Consider the following 17,353-nt stretch of genomic DNA (forward strand, 5'->3'; position numbering starts at 1 on the left):
CTGCCGCTCCGCTATGTCCTCAAGTAAGATCTTGGAATTGAAGTGGTTGAAAATGGGGGGATTAATCTGTCGGGATTATGAGTATCTTTGACAATTAAAATTTAGCTATTAAGAAAATCATCCTGATGTTATTGGGCGCTGTGCTGTTGTGGTCTTGCAATGAGCATGATTTTTTGCCGAACGACAGAGCGACTGTTTAGTATTCTTCTTTTACGGTGAGCGTGGATACTGTAAATAAGTTTTTTTCTAACGTCTAGACTAAATTATATCAAGAGGCGGGGAGGTGAACAATTTCACTTGGGAGATAGAAGAAGTTGATAATCCTACCGCTACCCAACTGAAGTACAGGAGCATTGTAGCAAAATAGTTTTAATTAGTATTCAATTACAAATCAAGATATTATGAAAAAGTCCTCAAGTAAGATCCTTCTTCTTTTGTTGCTGTTTGGTGCGGTATTGGCCGGCGCATGCTCCAAGAGCGATGCAGATTCTGATGCGGGCGCCAAAACCCAAAAATATGTGATAAAACTGTCGGCGACACTAGATGATGACGGGAATAGTTCTGCCAATGGTGTTAGCGGTGCTGCGGGTGCTACAGGTGCTACAGGTGTTGCAGGCGTTGCCGGATTGTTGGGCGGTCAGGAGATTGACCTGGAGAGCGGCCTGCCTACAAAGGTCTCACTAGAAGACCCGGGGAGCGGTATGAATGTTTACTGGTCTCCGACGGATTCTATTAAGGTTGGGTATCCTTATTACTATAGCACTAGTTTTGATAGGGCTTCAAAGACTCTATTAACCACAAATAATTCTGGAACGTCTAAGTCTGCGAAATTTCAGGGGGAGCTTAGCATTTCTGTTGCTAACTATCCAATAACTCAAGATGATTCAGAAATAGATGCTTTTTATCCGGCCTCATTGACACTTGATACTCATTATTATAAATATGCAATTTTTAATCTTTCTTCTCAGTCCGGAAGATTGCTCTCTTTTGGTATTCCAAGAAATGATGATGTGTACTCAAAAATTATTATGGGGGCTTCTTTTTCGTACATCGTATCTGGTTCTGACCAAAATACAACAAAAGAAATTTCCGGGAATCTGAATTTCAAGCACTTAACGGCAATCCTCAAGATTAATGTTACCTTTGGTAGTGATTGTGCGTTCCTAGGGAATTTAACTATCTCAACATCTGATAGCAATAATAAATTGATTGTTGCGGGCCAAACGGATGTTGCGGGAAACATTATCGGTACGCCAACGCGCGGAGATATGAACGTAAGTATAGGAACTTCCTCTATTATTTCTGCAAATGATAAACTTAATCCAATTTATGTTGCGGTATTTGGGCAAACACTTAATTCAGAGATAGTTATCACGGCGCATACAAGTGACAAAGGAGATTTGACCTATAAAACTTCATCAGTTTCAGGGAAGACGTTAGTGGGTGGAAATGTTTATACAATCAATCCATACGTGCAGGTTCCAAATACGCCTACTCCGTAAAAACCCGCCAACTGCGGAAGTAAAAAAAATAATTAATCCTCCAGTGCGTCAATCATGAATTCTGCAATGTCCTTGTAAAGGATGCCAAGGCGCTTGTTGTCCTTGACGCGGCTGTGGGCTTTGAATTTGTCTATGGACATGGTAATTACGGGATTACCTGTCGCGACCTCAACTATTTCCGCAGTGCCGTCCATGATGCAGCCGCCGGCCGTGAAGGTTACTGCAAACTGGGATGCTATTCCGCTGCCAAGGTCTAAATGTGCAACGTGAATTACTAATTTATATTTGGCGTCTTTAACTTGAGCAAGGTTTGAATTGCTTGTTGTTGAGATACCCAATTTTTTGCTCTTAAATGCATCTATAAAATATTCATAACTCTGAATAGTCTCTTCATTTTTGCCTTGCGCCTTAATGAAAACATCTGAGCCTTGGCCTGTTACAGCTGTTTTAGTGTAATCAAATTCAAACGGGATTACGCCGGCGTCTTTGATGGCGCTTGCGTTGCCTTTTGTGATTTTTACAGGATTGCCTGCAAATGAAGTTGTTGCAGCAATTAGTAATGCGCTGATAATTAGAGTTAGTTTTTTCATATAAGTTTATCTTTTTGTAAAGTTACAACCTTGAGTGAGGTTGAGTTCCTCCATCCGTTTCTCCAGCATTGTGCGCAGTTCTTGGTAACGTATTAGTCCCCAGGGTGTTTCATTGACAAAGCGCGGCGGCACTTCTCCGGCAAAACGGTCTATGTAAAATGTTGGTTTTAGTTTTGCGATGTATTTTGCAATGAAGTCTATGTATTCTTCTAGCGTGAATGTGATGAAATCCTGTCGCCGAGCTGCAAATTCTTGCTCCATTTGGGTGCCCTTGATGATTTGGAGCTGATGGAATTTGAGTGCTGTAAGCGGTAATGTATTAATTATTTGCGCTGAGGCATCCATTTCCTGTGCGGTCTCTCCCGGCAGTCCAAAAATGAAGTGCCCGCATTGCGTGATGCCGCGTTTTGCCGTCTCCTCAATTGCTCTGACTGCCGTTTCAAAATTGTGCCCGCGGTGGATGCGCTCCAGCGTTTTATCATATACACTCTCTACGCCGTATTCTATGATTACAATTTTTTTATCAGATAATTCTTGTAGCCAATCAAGCTTCTCATTATCAATACAGTCCGGGCGCGTCCCAATTACAATCCCGCGGATATCCGGATGGTTGAGCGCCTCTGTATAAATTTTCTTGAGCTGCTCCAGCGGCGCGTATGTATTTGAAAATGGCTGAAAATATGCAATATACTGCTGCGCCTTATGATATCTCACTTTGTGAAATTCAATCCCTTCATCTATTTGCCTCCCGATAGATTTGTCTGGCGTGGAGTAGTTTGGATGGAACGCGTCATTGTCACAGTACGTGCAACCACCCAGGCCGCTGCACGTTACCGTCTTATATTGTGGCTTGCTGTTTTTGGTATCATTATTTTGGATTCTATACCGCGCGCTCTTTATAGATCCGTCGCGATTAGGACATGTGAATCCTGCATTCACAACAACCTTCTGCAGCCGGCATCCGTACCGCTCCGTAAAATAATTGATAAAAGGATTATATCTGAGGTGCTGTTCCATTGGTTTCACAAAGATAATTAGATTCAGGTTGTGGCACAACTTTGAAAAAGTAATTGAAAGATAGAGTGTTACAGAAGGTCGCTATGCGGAAGATGGGGGTAGCGATGTTTTAGAAAGGTTTGATAATGAGGGTGTTTTACAAAGTTGTGCCACAACGGGGGAATCTCTTGGAATAAGCAACGCTTGACGCGTAGCTTTTCCGCTCATATGGGCTACAATAATTTGCGCTGGCGCGCAATATATTGTTTAGCCCATATGCTTTTTTATTGGCTGGTAAGGGAAGTGAGGTTATGTGCGTTGTGAGGTGTTGCAATTGAGGGTTGACCTGCTGCGCAGGCAAATATATTTTTAAGATTGTGCCACAACTTTGCAAAAATAATTGGAAACCAGGGTATTGCAGAAGAGCGCTGTGCAAAAATAAGGAGAACGATATTTTGTGGGATGTTGATAATGAGGAAGTTTTGCAAAGTTGTGGCAGAACATTAATTTAAATATACCTGCGAAGCAGGAACCTCTAAATTGCAATGCTGTTCTGCGCATTGCGGTAAAATTGTTTTTCTAGCGTTTTTATTTGCATGTGGTCTTGACAACAGATTGTGCGATTTGCATAATTTGTTGAAGACCACATGAGCGGAAAAAGCTACGCGGACCGCGTTGCTTTTTACAAGAAATATTAAAAAAGTCAAATATACGAATTGGCTTGACATCAGGCTTTTATGGTTGTATATTGCAAAACTGAAACAAGTAAAAAACTATCGGGATTATGAAAAGAAAAAGAGGAGAGAAAAGAGAGCAGTCCGGAATTCATCACGTGGCGTTTAGAGGGAATAATAGAAATGTGGTTTTCCTTGATGATTTGGATAGGATTAAGTTGCTGGAATTTTTGGGCAATGCACTTGAAAAGACGGGGAGCACTTTGATGGAGATTTGCATAATGACAAACCATTGCCATATAATGGTTGAGAGTCAGTCTATTACAAAGCTAATGAAACAATTCTTGCCGCGGTACAGCTTGTGGCATAATAAAAGATATGGTGAATCTGGAAGCCTTTTTAGTTCTCCCTTTATTAGTTATCCAAAAGTGACGGAGGAGAATCTGTTGTATAACTGTGCTTATATTTTAAGGAATCCAATTGCAGCAGGCATGTGTGATGATGTCTGTGATTATAAGTGGAGTTCAGTACATGTCCATTTTGGATGTAAAGATGTAGTTAGAGCTCGAATTCTTAAATATGTAGAAATTGATACTTCGCTGATTGATAGCAAGTTTAAAGATAAAAATGAGTTTGTAAATTATATTAATGCTATTCCGTCCGGGTTAAGAGAAAAATATAAGAGCAGACGTAGCGCATGGAATAAGTTGCCTTTTCAAGAGTTAATGAGGGCTGCACAGGGGTACATTGATGCTCATTTTGATGGTAAGAGATTGGGTGAGTTATCACTAAGAGAAAGTGATGAACTTGCAGTACATTTATATAAAAACGTTGGTGGAACTACAAGCCAGATTGCCAGCATGGTTAAGGATTCTAGATATAGGATAAGAAAGATTTGTGGCACAACTTTGCAAAAATAATTGAAAGACAGGGTGTTATAAAAGCGCGCTATGTTGGAAACGGGGGAGCGATGTTTGGGGAAGGGTTGATAATGAGGGCGTTTTGCAAAGTTGTGCCACAACAAGGTTTTTATTATCTTTGCGCAACTTCAAAAAAAAGCGTATGAAATCTAATCATTCCAATTCTAAGCTTAATTCAAGGTCTAATTCTAAAGCTGGTGCTGCTGCGGCCAATAAGGTTATTGAGGCGGCGAATCCTAACGGGCAGATTGCCATGGAGGGATTGACTTTTGATGATGTGTTGTTGATTCCGGCGCGCAGTTCTGTGCTTCCTAGGGAGGTGAATATCAGCAGTAAGTTTACAAGGGATATTACGTTGCAGGTCCCGATAGTTTCTGCTGCAATGGATACCGTTACTGATTCCAATCTTGCTATCAGCATTGCTCAGGAGGGAGGTATTGGCGTGATTCACAAGAATATGAGCAAGGAGAAGCAGGCGGAGAGCGTGCGCAAGGTAAAGAGGGCGGAAAACGGAATGATATTCGACCCTATAACTATTCACGAGAGCGCGCTTGTTGGCGATGCACGCAAGTTGATGAGTGAGAATCACATAGGCGGTATTCCCGTTGTGGATTCTAATATGAAACTTGATTGGAATTGTAACTAACAGAGATTTGAGATTTGTAGAGAATTCCCGTACGCCTATAAGCAAGGTGATGACTAAGGATCACTTGATTACAACAACGCGTACAGATTTGGACGAGGCTACAAGACTGCTTGCAGAAATACAGAATAGAAAAATTACCCGTGGTGAACAGACAGGGCGTTCTTGTGGGACTTATCACCTATAAGGACATTACAAAGATAAAGGATAACCCTAATGCCAGCAAGGATTCTAAGGGAAGACTGCTAGCTGCTGCTGCTGTGGGAGTTACGTCAGATACCATGCAGAGAGTTGAGATGCTGGTGGCTGCCGGAGTTGATGCGATTTGCATTGATACGGCGCACGGACATTCTACTCACGTACTGGATACTATCAAGGTTGTGCGCAAGGCATTCCCTCATTTGCAAATAGTTGCGGGTAATATTGCAACGGGAGAAGCCGCTAAGGCATTGGCTGAGTGCGGAGTAGACGCTGTAAAGGTAGGAATAGGGCCGGGTTCTATCTGTACAACCCGCGTGATTGCCGGAGTCGGAGTTCCGCAGCTGACTGCTATCATGCTGGCTTCTAAGGCATTGGAAAACACAGGAATACCTGTAATTGCAGATGGCGGTATCCGTTATTCAGGTGATATGGTTAAGGCTCTGGCCGCAGGTGCAAGCACAATTATGGCAGGGTCTTTGTTTGCAGGAGTTGAGGAATCTCCGGGCGAGACTATCATTTTGAACGGCAGGAAGTTTAAATCTTATAGAGGCATGGGTTCTTTGGAGGCTATGCAGCAAGGTTCAAAGGATAGGTATTTCCAGGATATGGAAGATGATGTGAAGAAGCTGGTTCCGGAAGGTATTGTGGCTCAGGTGCCTTACAAGGGAATGTTGAATGAGGTTATTTATCAGCTGGCCGGCGGTTTGAGAGCTGGAATGGGATATTGTGGAGCTGCTGATATTGAGGAGCTTAGAAATGCGCGCTTTGTAAGAATTACTTCTGCAGGTGTGATTGAAAATCACCCGCATGATGTGACAATCACAAGAGAAGCACCTAATTACAGCAGGTAAAAGGAACAATAATTAATTGACTCACGACAGAAATATTATAGTATAGAGAGGAATAGAAGCGAGCAGTTAATAAGGAGTATAAAAATTGATGGGAGATAATAACTGTCGGGATAATAAGTTGAATACAAATATTTTATATGAATAAGGTTCTTAAAGTTTTTTGCAAGGGGTTATTAAAGAGCAGGCAAAGCGGAGCATTGTGGCTTGCTGTTGTTTTTGCTGCGGCATTGTTTGGTGCTAGCGGAACGGCGCAGGCGCAGGTGTATAAGAAGGGTCTGATTGACAAGACCGTAGCTATAGTAGGCAATGAGCCTATTATGTTGAGCCAGCTGGAGGATGAGGTGCAAATGATGCAGGCTCAGGGAGTTACATCTGACAAAAATATGCGCTGCCAGATTTTAGAGGGCATGCTTTCTGCAAAATTGTTTTTGAATCAGGCAAAGCTGGACAGTTTGAACGTACGTCCGGATCAGGTTGAGTCTGAGCTAAATGAAAGGCTGGATAAAGTTATGACTCAGCTTGGCGGAGAGAAGGAGACTGAGGCTTATTTTAAGAAACCTATTTTTAAGCTGAAGGAAGATTGGAGAGCGATTTTGAATGAGCAGAATCTTACTCAGCAAGAGCAGCAGCAAGTGATGAGATCTGTCGGTGAGCTTACACCTTCTGAGGTAAAAAGATTTTATAAGAAAGTTGACAAAGATTCTCTTCCTATAGTTTCTACTCAATACAAGCTTAGCCAGATAGTGTTGTATCCTTCTAAGGAACAGGCAACTATGGCTGTGAAGGAGAAACTTTTGGAGTTCAGGCAGAGGGTTCTTAACGGAGAAAAATTCTCCATGCTTGCGGCACTTTATTCAGAGGATCCGGGCAGTGCGTTGCGCGGCGGTGAGCTGAGGATGGCTTCAAAAAATATTTATTGGCCTGCATTTTCAGATGCGGCAATGGCTCTAAAGCCGGGGCAGATTTCTCAAATTGTTGAGACTCCGGATGGTTTCCATCTTATTCAAATGATTGAGAAGGATGGTGATATGTTCAATGTGCGTCATATCCTTCTAAAGCCCAGGTACACAACAGCTGACAGGGATAAGGCATTTAAAACTTTGGACAGCATAAGGACAAAAGTTCAGCAGGACAGCATTACTTTTGAGAAGGCTGCGCGCTTCTATTCCCAGGATAGCAAGACAAGAGTTAACGGCGGCCAGATGGTAGATGAAAATAGCGGAAGCACTTATTTTGAGAAGGACCAGCTGAAGCCGGCAGATTATAACGTGCTAAAAGATATGAAGGTGGGCGATATTTCTGCACCGTTTGAATCTGCTGATAATGAGACTCGTGTAGGACACACTATTTACAAGATAATAAGATTGGACCAGATAATTCCTTCTCATACTGCAAATGCAAAAGATGACTTTACTGTAATTCAGAATATTGCAAATCAGGATAGGCAAACGGAAGCAATTAAGGAGTTTGTAGCTGAGAAGCAAAAGTCCACTTACATTAGAATTGATGACATGTTTAAAGACTGTCCGTTTGAAAGCAGCGGGTGGATTAAATAAATATTTCAGGTTTTTCCCCTCTCTTTTTTTGTTCTGCATCGCGACAGTTTTATTAAACGGCGCGGCAGCGGATAGCGCTTATGCTCAGAAGAATAGAGATAGGGACTCTTTGGTCAGACTTCTGGATGCAAGGTCTGCAGCTCTGATTGATAACATGAACGGAGTCTACAGGAAAGTTATAGGACCCGCCAGATTTTACCACAATAACACATACTTGCTTTGCGATTCTGCAATTTGGAATGTTGTCACCAATGTCATTGATGCAATGGGACATGTCCAAATAATACAGCAAACAACATATCTTGTCGGCGACCAGCTTACTTATCTTTCTGACCAAAATCTTGCTCAGTTTCGCGGGCAGATTGTTCAGCTTTATAATAGAAAGGGAGACCAGCTTAAAACCAAGTTTCTGGATTATAACACAAAGGACAGTATAGCAACGTTTTACAACGGCGGATGTTTGAGGGACAGCAAGGGAGATATCATAGAAGGAAGTTCCGGAACGTATAATGCAGGGAAGAAAGAGTTTGCATTTTACACAGATGTGCAGATGTTTTCAGACTCAGTTTATGTGCGCAGTGACCAGGCTACTTATAATTCTCCGGCGGAACTTGCGACTTTTGGAATGCATACTACCGCATGGAAAGAGAGAGATACTCTTTACACAAATGATGGAGATTATCTGACAAAAACAGGGATGCTCTCATTCAAAAAAGACAACTACATTGCAACAAAAGATCAGGAGGTTTGGGGCAACATCATAAATTATTTTCGCAAGACAGGAAACGCGGAAATGTTTGGTAATGTGCAGATTAAGGACACGGCAAATTCTGCGATACTTATGGGCGACAGAGGAATTTACAATAGAAAACCCATGAGCGCAATAATGACTGAGAAGCCTGTTGCCGCAATGTACTCCCAGGAGAAGAGCGGCTATGATTCTTTAAAACGGCAGCCGATTTATAAGCTTGATACTTTGTTCCTTGCCGCGGATACTTTGAAAATGAGAGTGTTCCGCAGGTGTGACATTGACACCAATACAGTCAAGCAGTGCTGGGAGAGGAAGATGCTTGCTGACAGAGACCCTATGATACAGGTGGATTCTCTTAATGCTCAATACCTTGCAGCATACAAGAAAAATAAGAAGCTATTGGGCACTTTTGTAAATCCGTACAGTTATAAATTAAGTTCCTCCGGGAACAATGATTCAGGCGGAGGCAGAACAAATAATGTACGTGAAAACTCGGCGCCGGAAATGAAGCGTGATGCCGGTGCTGCGGCAGGTAAAAAGAATTTAAACGGATTAAATAATCCAAACGGACAGCTTGAAAATGATGAGCAGCAAAAGCCTGATACTGTGGGTAGTGCGGTGAAGATGCGGCTGGATAAAATTAGAAAGGACAGTCTGGCAACGGCAAGAAAGAAAGCTTTAATAGCAGCAGGTGATACATCCAAAGTTATGTTTATGGATGCGTACCATAAGGTGAAAATTTTCAAGAGCGATTTGCGCGGAAAGTGTGATTCTCTGGTTTATACAGGGATAGACAGCATAGCAAGATTTTATTCAAACCCGGCTCTGTGGAATGAAGATAAGAACCAGTTTACCGCAGACAGCATTCAGCTCTCTATCCGTAATAATACAATTTACAAAGGGAATCTGATTGAGAACGCATTCATCATTTCGCAAGAGGATTCCATTCATTTTGACCAGATTAAGAGCACGGAGATGGTTGCATATTTTAAGGATAATGACGTTTACAGATTTGACGCGCTTGGCGGAGCATCTGCGCTTTTATTCTTAAAAGAGAGGGACAGCGCAATCACTTTGATGAACCAGAAGGAGAGTAAAATTCTCTCCGCACATATAATTAACAGAAAAATTCAGCGCATAAAATATGTGGAGGATTTAAAGAGTGATGTGCGGCCAACTTATAAGCTCGCGATAGATAAGCAACGTCTTAAGAATTTCAACTGGAGAATTTCTGAAATGCCGCGCAGCCGCTGGGAGCTGACTGACAGGAAGGTACACCCATCGGAGAGGGGAAGGCTAAGCAGCATTGCGTTCCCGGATTATCCCCAGACTAAAATTTATTTTCTAAAATCATACGAGGCTATAACCGCGCTAATCAAATCCATCAACAAAAAAATTGCTGCGGAAAACGCTGCGGAGGCCAAGCAGGCGGCAGAAGAACAGGCACGCAAAACTTCTAATAATAAACAAGTTGTACCAACTGATATTCAAAATTCAAAACCTGCGGATGTTGAGAATGCTCAACCTGCAAGTGGTAAAAAGGTGAAACTTGTAAAGTAATTACAAGAGATTTTCAATAATATTCTTTGATGGGTCAAAAGGTTTAACATCATTCAAGTTAAATCCTTTGATAGCCATTTGAATAAGTTCACCCTCAGTGGGTTGCTTCTTGTGACGCGCGGCTGACTCTACAGCTGCCGTGTTGTTGTAGAAGAAATATTCTCCCGCTGCGGTCATCACTTTCTTAGGCACAAGTCCAATCAGCTCGCAGCCCGTAACTTTAACCCCGTGCTTTTGCGCGCACTCGCAAACTTTCTTGTATGCAATATGCACCGGCGTCTCGCTGATGTTTGTTACGTTCATGGAAACTTGCGCTATCTTGTACTCATCTATGTACCAGCCGATTGCTTTGCATCCTTTTAGCAGTCCGGGAACTCTTTTAATTATAAAATCATTATTATTCCTTCCGGTTTCTTTTATCTCTTTGCCGCTTTCTTGTGTTTTTTTGCTGTTGCCGGCGGGCACTTTTATTTTGCGTCCGCTCTCCCGCACCTCTCCTGCAATCTCTTTTGCTACAGCAACATCCGGGGTATTTAAATTAAAATTGATTGCAATTAAATAATCGCGCGCTCCTATGACGGAAATTCCGCTGCGTGCAACAGTCTCATTATAAACGTTTGGGCCAAAATCGGGCTTCCACTTTTTGTCCGCCAGCTTATCCTTAATTCCCTCATATTCTCCTGCCCTGCAGTCTGCAAGGTTTTGTCTGTCGGGAGTAAAAGCGGCTGACTCATAACAATATACCGGTATCCCCAGCTCTTCTCCAACCATTCGGCCAAGCCGGCGCGCATAAGCTGCGCACTCTTCCAGGGTGACTTCACTCACCGGTACAAGCGGCACTACATCCGCCGCTCCGATGCGGGGATGAGTTCCATGCTGCTTGCTCATATCTATCAGCTGCTGAGCAGTTTTGATAGCATTGAAAGTAGCGGAGATAACCTTTTCCGGTTCGCCTACATAAGTGTAAACCGTTCTGTTTGTGGCATCTCCGGGGTCAACATTAAGAAGCTTCACGCCGCATTCTCTGATTGATGCGGCAATCTTTTCAATAACAACCTTATCTCTCCCTTCAGAGAAATTAGGCACACATTCTATGATTCTCATGATTAGTACTGCTTACCATTAACGTACAAGCAAATACCTGTATTTGTCTCTTTTGCAAGCTTTTTAGGGTCAATATCAACATAGTGAACCGGGAACAAATTCTTGGGTCCAATCATGTTTGCTGCTTTTACAAATTCTTCATCCGACATTGTGAAAGGGGATTCCTTTGGCATGAAGGCAATATCTATGTTCTTGATTTCTTTCATCTCCGGAATCATCTCTGTATCACCTGCAAAGTAAAGTCTGAACCCCTGCATGTCCATTATATATCCGTTCCCTTCACCTTTAATATGAAATGGTTTCCCGTTGCTTCTGAGATTTTTAATGTTGTATGCCGGCACTGCATAAATTGTTAACCCCCTGGATGCTACGTTGTCTCCGTTTTTAAGCACATCTACCTTGCAGTGTTTAAGCTTGTTTATTTTTTTCATGTTCTCAAGCGTGGTCCCGGCGTCAACGTTAAGCTTGTTATCATCCAGATTCAAGTGCAGTGAAGGCAGGTCATTATCCAGGCATGTCCCAACTCCTTTGCTTACCACAAAAGTTGTATGAGGAGTTGCTATTTTTTCTATAGCCCTGCAGTCATAGTGATCTGTATGAGCGTGTGTTATAAGTATTAAATCTGCTTTGGGAGCGCCGGTGAAATCATAAACGGCGCTGTACGGATCTACGTAAATCTGCATCCCTTCCCAGTCAATATGAATTGAACCGTGAGCAAGGTACTCAACGTCAACCAGCCCCATTGGCGTGTAAAAAGAATTGTGTACTCTGTTTCCCATTTCTGAAAGTATTTAATGTAAGTTAAGGTTGCTTTTAATATCTGTCGGGAGCCAAAAAATCTGCTCCTTCATTTTTATAAAATTAAACATTAAAAAATGAATTTCCAAAAAATAGCTTTTATAGCTCCCGACAGATTCTTGTGGAAATAAAAAAGGCGTCCCGTTTGGAACGCCCTTTTTAAATATTAAAACTTATAGGCTATTTGCCTGATAGTTTCTTGTAACCATCATAACGCAGCTTAGCAAACTCCTCTGTTAGAGAGAATAACTGCTCAGCCTCCTTAGGGAAGGTCTTAAGAAGAGATGCATATCTAACCTCGCCCTTGATGAAGTCTTGGAACTTGCTCCAATCTGGCTCCTTGCTGTCCAAAGTGAACGGATTTGTGCCGGCAGGAACATCCGGATTGAATCTGTATAGGTGCCAATAACCGCACTCTACAGCTTTCTTCTCCTCTAGCTGGCTGTGACCCATTCCGGCCTTTAGACCGTGGTTAATACAAGGTGCATAAGCAATAATCAATGAAGGACCATTATGTGCTTCAGCCTCTTGAATAGCCTTTAGATATTGAGCTTGGCTAGAACCTGTTGCAACCTGGGCAACATATACATAACCATAACTCATAGCCATCATTCCAAGGTCTTTCTTTCTAATCTTCTTGCCGCTGGTTGCAAATTTAGCAACTGCACCTGCAGGAGTAGCCTTGGATGACTGGCCGCCTGTGTTGGAATAAACCTCAGTATCAACAACTAGAACGTTTACATTCTCGCCTGAAGCAAGAACGTGGTCTAGTCCGCCGTAACCGATATCATATCCCCAGCCGTCTCCGCCGATAATCCACTGGCTTCTTGGAATGAAGCAATCTTTGTATTCATAAACTGCCTGGCATGCAGGGTGTTTGCAACCCTCAATCATAGGGATAAGCTTAGCTGCAACTTCTTTAGCAACCTCTACATTATCCTTATTGTCCAGCCATTTCTGCATAAGCTCTTTAACTTCCGCACCTGTCTTTGCATCAGCGATAGCCTCTTCTACTCTCTTAACAAGAGTTTCTCTTAATCTTACAAAGCCAAGTCTCTGGCCAAGACCATATTCTGCGTTATCCTCAAACAATGAGTTAGCCCATGCAGGACCGTGACCGTTCTTGTCCTTGCAATAAGGAGAAGATGGGAATGAACCGCTGTAGATTGATGTACAGCCTGTTGCATTGGCAGCCATAATTCTGTCTCCAAACATCTGAGTGATAAGTTTGATATAAGGAGTCTCGCCGCAACCTGCGCAAGCGCCTGAGAATTCAAACAATGGCTGAGCAAACTGAGAGTTCTTAGGGTTAGCGCCCTTAGGAGCAACAGTATCTTTATATCCAACCTTGTTGTGAAGATATTCAAAGTTAGCCTGCTCACCAAGCTGAGTCTCAGCAGGTTTCATAACAAGAGCTTTCTCCTTTGCAGGACATACATCTGCGCAGTTTGCGCAACCTGTACAATCCGCAGGATCTACTTGCATTGTAAAGAAGTAATCTTTTAGATTAGCCTTGCCTTGTGCTTTCTTCAAACCCTTTGGAGCTTTAGCAGCCTCTGCCTCAGTCATTAAGTAAGGACGGATAGCAGCGTGAGGGCAGATGAATGCGCACTGGTTACATTGGATACAGTTCTCCGGATTCCACTCAGGTACGTGAGTAGCAACTCCTCTCTTCTCAAATGATGCGGTTCCTGCAGGAATCCAGCCATCGGGGAAGTCTACGAATGTGCTGACAGGAAGGTCATTGCCGCATTGTGCGTTAACAGGATCTGCAACTTTCCTAACCCAATCCGGAGCCATACGCTTGTAAGAATCAGGGACAAACTTGCAAGGAGAAATGTTCTTCCACTCAAATGGAATTTCTACTTTCTCAAACTCTACGCCTCTGTCAACAGCTGCATAGTTCATCTTGACAACGTTCTCACCCTTCTTGCCGTAGCTCTTCTCAATCATCTTCTTCATCTCTTTAACAGCATCCTCATAAGGGATAATGTTTGCAATCTTAAAGAATGCGCTTTGTAGAATAGAGTTGGTTCTTCCGCCAAGTCCAATCTCCTCTGCAATCTTAGTTGCATTGATGATGTAGAATGTAAGTTTCTTATTAACTATCTGGTATTTAATGAAATCCGGAAGTCTCTTGCAAGTCTCATTTGCATCCCATAAACTGTTCAACAAGAATGTGCCGCCTTTCTTGATGCCTCTTAAAACATCGTACTTTGTCAAGTATGATGGAACGTGGCAAGCAACAAAGTCTGGGGTTGAAACCAAGTATGGTGCAGGGATGATAGAATCTCCAAATCTTAAGTGTGAGCAAGTGTAACCGCCTGATTTCTTTGAATCATAATCAAAGTAAGCCTGGCAATATTTCTTTGTGCTCTCACCAATAATCTTAATAGTATTCTTGTTTGCGCCAACGGTACCATCTGAACCAAGTCCAAAGAACTTGCACTCATAAGTACCCTTTCTTGCCATAGGGATTTCCTCTTTCTGAGGCAATGACAAGAATGTAACGTCATCTACGATACCAATTGTAAATGAGTTCTTTGGCTCCTTAAGTTTAAGGTTGTCAAATACTGCAAAAATTTGCGCCGGAGAAGTATCCTTAGATGACAAACCGTAACGTCCGCCAACAATCTTAATCTTGTTAGCAGATTCAGCAAGGGTAGTCTTAATATCTTCATATAGAGGCTCGCCGACAGATCCCGGCTCTTTGCATCTATCCAGAACTGCAATTTTCTTTACAGTCTTAGGAAGAACTCTTAAGAAATATTTTGCAGAGAATGGTCTGTAAAGTCTAACTACAATGACTCCGACTTTCTCTCCCTTTGCTACAAGGTAATCAACAACCTCTCTTGTGGTGTCTGTTACAGAACCCATCGCGATGATAATATTCTCAGCCTTAGGGTCTCCGTAATAGTCAAAAGGAAGATAATGGCGGCCGCAAACCTCTCCAATCTCTCCCATATATCTTGCTACGATGTCTGGAACCTCTGTGTAATAAGGGTTTCTGGCTTCAGTCTCCTGGAAGTAAACATCTGAATTCTGAGCGGTTCCCTTTGTAACGGGAGCGTTAGGATTAAGAGCTCTTTTTCTGAAAGCTGCCAAAGCCTTGGTACTTACCATCTTCTTTAGCTCATCTTCCGGAAGAACTTCTATCTTCTGAATCTCATGAGAGGTTCTAAATCCGTCAAAGAAGTGAACAAACGGAAGGGAAGCTTTAATTGCAGAAAGATGGGCAACGGCTCCTAGGTCCATAGCCTCCTGTACGCTTGCGGAAGCAAGCATGCAGAAACCGGTCTGTCTTACTGCCATAACGTCTTGCTGGTCTCCAAAAATGGAAAGAGCGTGAGTTGCAAGACTTCTTGCTGAAACGTGGAATACAGCAGGAAGCATTTCACCTGCAATCTTATACATGTTAGGAATCATAAGCAGCAATCCCTGGGATGCTGTAAATGTAGAAGTTAGAACTCCGGCCTGCAGAGAACCGTGAACAGCTCCGGACGCACCGCCTTCGCTCTCCATCTCTATGACCTTGACAGTCTCTCCAAACAAGTTTTTCCTTCCAAATGCTGCCCACTCGTCTATGTGCTCAGCCATTGGTGATGACGGGGTAATAGGGTAAATAGCAGCAAGTTCGCTAAACAAATAGGCTACATGTGCGGCAGCCTGATTACCATCGCAGGTAATAAATTGTTTTTCTTTTGCCATATCAAAAAATTAGTGTTATTAATTCTTACAAATTTGAGGTTCAAAGGTAGTCATTTATTAGAGTTAAAGCAAAGGGCTTTTTGTTCTTTTATGCAGTATTTTTGAAAAGATATCATTTAACGGAAGGTTTTTATTTAATTTGCGCCGCCGTTCTGTTTTGGCACAATTTTTTAGAGACCTCCGGTACCTTCCGGTGGTAGTAAGGGTTATATGAAAAATACAGAAAGAATTCCTTTCAACAAGCCGTATTTTACGGGCTTGGAAGTGAAGTTTATAGAGGACTCCTTCAAAAGGGGCCAGACGAGCGGCAACGGGTATTATACCAAGTTGTGCCAGCGGTTTTTTGAGGAAAAGCTTAGCAAGGGTGCCCTGGCCGTGGCTGGCAAAGACGGGGTGCTCCGCACTCCAAAGTGCCTGCTTACTACCTCCTGCACGGACGCGCTGGAAATGTGTGCAATCCTGTCGGGAGTCAAAAATGGAGACGAAGTCATAATTCCTTCCTATACTTTTGTTACAAGTGCGCTTGCCTTTTCCAGGGAGGGGGCCAAGATTGTGTTTGCAGACAGCCGGCCTGATAACCCGAATATTGATGAGAGCAAATTGGAGGCGCTGATTACTCCGCGCACCAAAGTGATTGTGGTTGTGCATTATGCAGGCGTTGCGTGTGAGATGGACAAAATTATGGAGATTGCGCGCAGACATGGAATTATTGTTGTAGAGGATTGTGCACAAGCAATTTACAGCTCTTATAAAGATAGACCGCTGGGAAGCATAGGGGACTTAGCGGCATTTTCATTCCATGAGACTAAGAATATCCAGTGCGGAGAGGGCGGTCTGCTGGTGGTTAACAATGAGAAGTTTAAGAATGATGCGGAGATTGTTTGGGAGAAGGGGACAAACCGCAGCCAATTTTTCCGCGGAGAGGTGGATAAATATGGCTGGGTTGGCAACGGCTCTTCTTTCTTGCCGTCGGAATATACCGCAGCATTTTTGTGGGGCCAGCTGCAGAAAGTGGAGGATATTCAGCGTAGGCGCAGAGAGCTGTGGAGAGCTTATTATAAGGCATTTAAGTATAATCCCGACAGATTTGCAAATAGTAATGTCTCTGCCGGCGCGGAAGGGGAGAATGTTTTGGAGAGTTATGGAATAAGAATTCCTGCTCTTCCGGTATATGCTTACAATAATGCTCATGTTTTTTACATTGTGTGCCGTTCTCTTGAGCAGCGTTCCGGTTTAATCAAGTATTTGGCTGACAATGGCATACATGCAACATTCCATTATCTTTCCCTGCACCGCAGCAAGTATGCCGTGCAGAACGGATGGGACGGGGTGAATCTGCCTCAGGCAGATAATTACTCAAATTGTCTTCTGCGCCTTCCGTTATATAATGCTATGCAACTAGCGGATGTTGAGGATGTTGTGAGCGAGACTGTGAATTATCTTAGAGAGTCTGAGGCTAAAGTTGCAGAAACTTCTCCTGCAGTTGTATAGCTGCAATA

The 17,353-nt window shown here is 42.9% G+C and carries 10 protein-coding genes and 1 pseudogene; 6 read left to right on the plus strand and 5 right to left on the minus strand.

Annotated elements, in window-relative coordinates:
* Positions 1 to 401: 401 nt before the first annotated feature.
* Complete coding sequence (locus LKM37_04195; protein ID MCI1720210.1) at positions 402 to 1,502, plus strand: hypothetical protein; 1,101 nt, start codon at positions 402 to 404, stop codon at positions 1,500 to 1,502.
* Positions 1,503 to 1,534: 32 nt separating this feature from the next.
* On the opposite strand, the gene LKM37_04200 is transcribed toward LKM37_04195, so the two are convergent.
* A complete protein-coding gene (locus LKM37_04200; GenBank protein ID MCI1720211.1) occupies positions 1,535 to 2,092 on the minus strand; it encodes a hypothetical protein in 558 nt (185 codons plus the stop codon).
* 6 nt (positions 2,093 to 2,098) lie between these two features.
* Positions 2,099 to 3,109, minus strand: coding sequence for a TIGR01212 family radical SAM protein (locus LKM37_04205; GenBank protein ID MCI1720212.1), 1,011 nt, complete (start codon positions 3,107 to 3,109; stop codon positions 2,099 to 2,101).
* Between the two features lie 763 nt (positions 3,110 to 3,872).
* Here LKM37_04205 and LKM37_04210 point away from each other — a divergent pair.
* The 4 genes and pseudogenes from LKM37_04210 (at position 3,873) to LKM37_04225 (ending at position 10,244) form a co-directional block, all read left to right on the plus strand.
* The gene (locus LKM37_04210; protein ID MCI1720213.1) at positions 3,873 to 4,682 is read left to right on the plus strand and encodes a transposase; all 810 of its coding nucleotides are present in this window, start codon (positions 3,873 to 3,875) and stop codon (positions 4,680 to 4,682) included.
* A 253-nt stretch (positions 4,683 to 4,935) separates the two neighbouring features.
* Positions 4,936 to 6,377, plus strand: a pseudogene (guaB, locus tag LKM37_04215) (IMP dehydrogenase).
* Positions 6,378 to 6,514: 137 nt separating this feature from the next.
* On the plus strand, positions 6,515 to 7,933 hold the full coding sequence (locus LKM37_04220) for a peptidylprolyl isomerase (protein MCI1720214.1): 1,419 nt from the start codon (positions 6,515 to 6,517) through the stop codon (positions 7,931 to 7,933).
* The gene (locus LKM37_04225; protein ID MCI1720215.1) at positions 7,908 to 10,244 is read left to right on the plus strand and encodes a hypothetical protein; all 2,337 of its coding nucleotides are present in this window, start codon (positions 7,908 to 7,910) and stop codon (positions 10,242 to 10,244) included. Before LKM37_04220 ends, LKM37_04225 begins: the two co-directional genes overlap by 26 nt.
* On the opposite strand, the gene ftcD is transcribed toward LKM37_04225, so the two are convergent.
* The 3 genes from ftcD to nifJ form a co-directional block, all read right to left on the minus strand.
* A complete protein-coding gene (gene ftcD, locus LKM37_04230; GenBank protein MCI1720216.1) occupies positions 10,245 to 11,348 on the minus strand; it encodes a glutamate formimidoyltransferase in 1,104 nt (367 codons plus the stop codon).
* Positions 11,349 to 11,350: 2 nt separating this feature from the next.
* Positions 11,351 to 12,127 carry an MBL fold metallo-hydrolase gene (locus LKM37_04235; protein ID MCI1720217.1) on the minus strand — a complete coding sequence of 259 codons (777 nt, stop codon included), beginning with the start codon at positions 12,125 to 12,127 and terminating at the stop codon, positions 11,351 to 11,353.
* A gap of 199 nt (positions 12,128 to 12,326) precedes the next feature.
* Positions 12,327 to 15,854: a pyruvate:ferredoxin (flavodoxin) oxidoreductase gene (nifJ, locus tag LKM37_04240; protein MCI1720218.1), complete on the minus strand. Its 3,528-nt coding sequence runs from the start codon at positions 15,852 to 15,854 to the stop codon at positions 12,327 to 12,329.
* 210 nt (positions 15,855 to 16,064) lie between these two features.
* On the opposite strand from nifJ, the gene rffA reads away from it, so the two are divergent.
* Complete coding sequence (gene rffA, locus LKM37_04245) at positions 16,065 to 17,345, plus strand: dTDP-4-amino-4,6-dideoxygalactose transaminase (protein ID MCI1720219.1); 1,281 nt, start codon at positions 16,065 to 16,067, stop codon at positions 17,343 to 17,345.
* Positions 17,346 to 17,353 lie beyond the last annotated feature (8 nt).

It is taken from the genome of Bacteroidales bacterium (genome assembly GCA_022647615.1).
Classification (GTDB): Bacteria; Bacteroidota; Bacteroidia; order Bacteroidales; family UBA932; genus Egerieousia.

Coding starts and splice junctions, on each gene's coding strand:
- LKM37_04195 (MCI1720210.1), top strand. CDS start 402: ATGAAAAAGTCCTCAAGTAAGATCCTTCTTCTTTTGTTGCTGTTTGGT.
- LKM37_04200 (MCI1720211.1), bottom strand. CDS start 2,092: ATGAAAAAACTAACTCTAATTATCAGCGCATTACTAATTGCTGCAACA.
- LKM37_04205 (MCI1720212.1), bottom strand. CDS start 3,109: ATGGAACAGCACCTCAGATATAATCCTTTTATCAATTATTTTACGGAG.
- LKM37_04210 (MCI1720213.1), top strand. CDS start 3,873: ATGAAAAGAAAAAGAGGAGAGAAAAGAGAGCAGTCCGGAATTCATCAC.
- LKM37_04220 (MCI1720214.1), top strand. CDS start 6,515: ATGAATAAGGTTCTTAAAGTTTTTTGCAAGGGGTTATTAAAGAGCAGG.
- ftcD (MCI1720216.1), bottom strand. CDS start 11,348: ATGAGAATCATAGAATGTGTGCCTAATTTCTCTGAAGGGAGAGATAAG.
- LKM37_04235 (MCI1720217.1), bottom strand. CDS start 12,127: ATGGGAAACAGAGTACACAATTCTTTTTACACGCCAATGGGGCTGGTT.
- nifJ (MCI1720218.1), bottom strand. CDS start 15,854: ATGGCAAAAGAAAAACAATTTATTACCTGCGATGGTAATCAGGCTGCC.
- rffA (MCI1720219.1), top strand. CDS start 16,065: ATGAAAAATACAGAAAGAATTCCTTTCAACAAGCCGTATTTTACGGGC.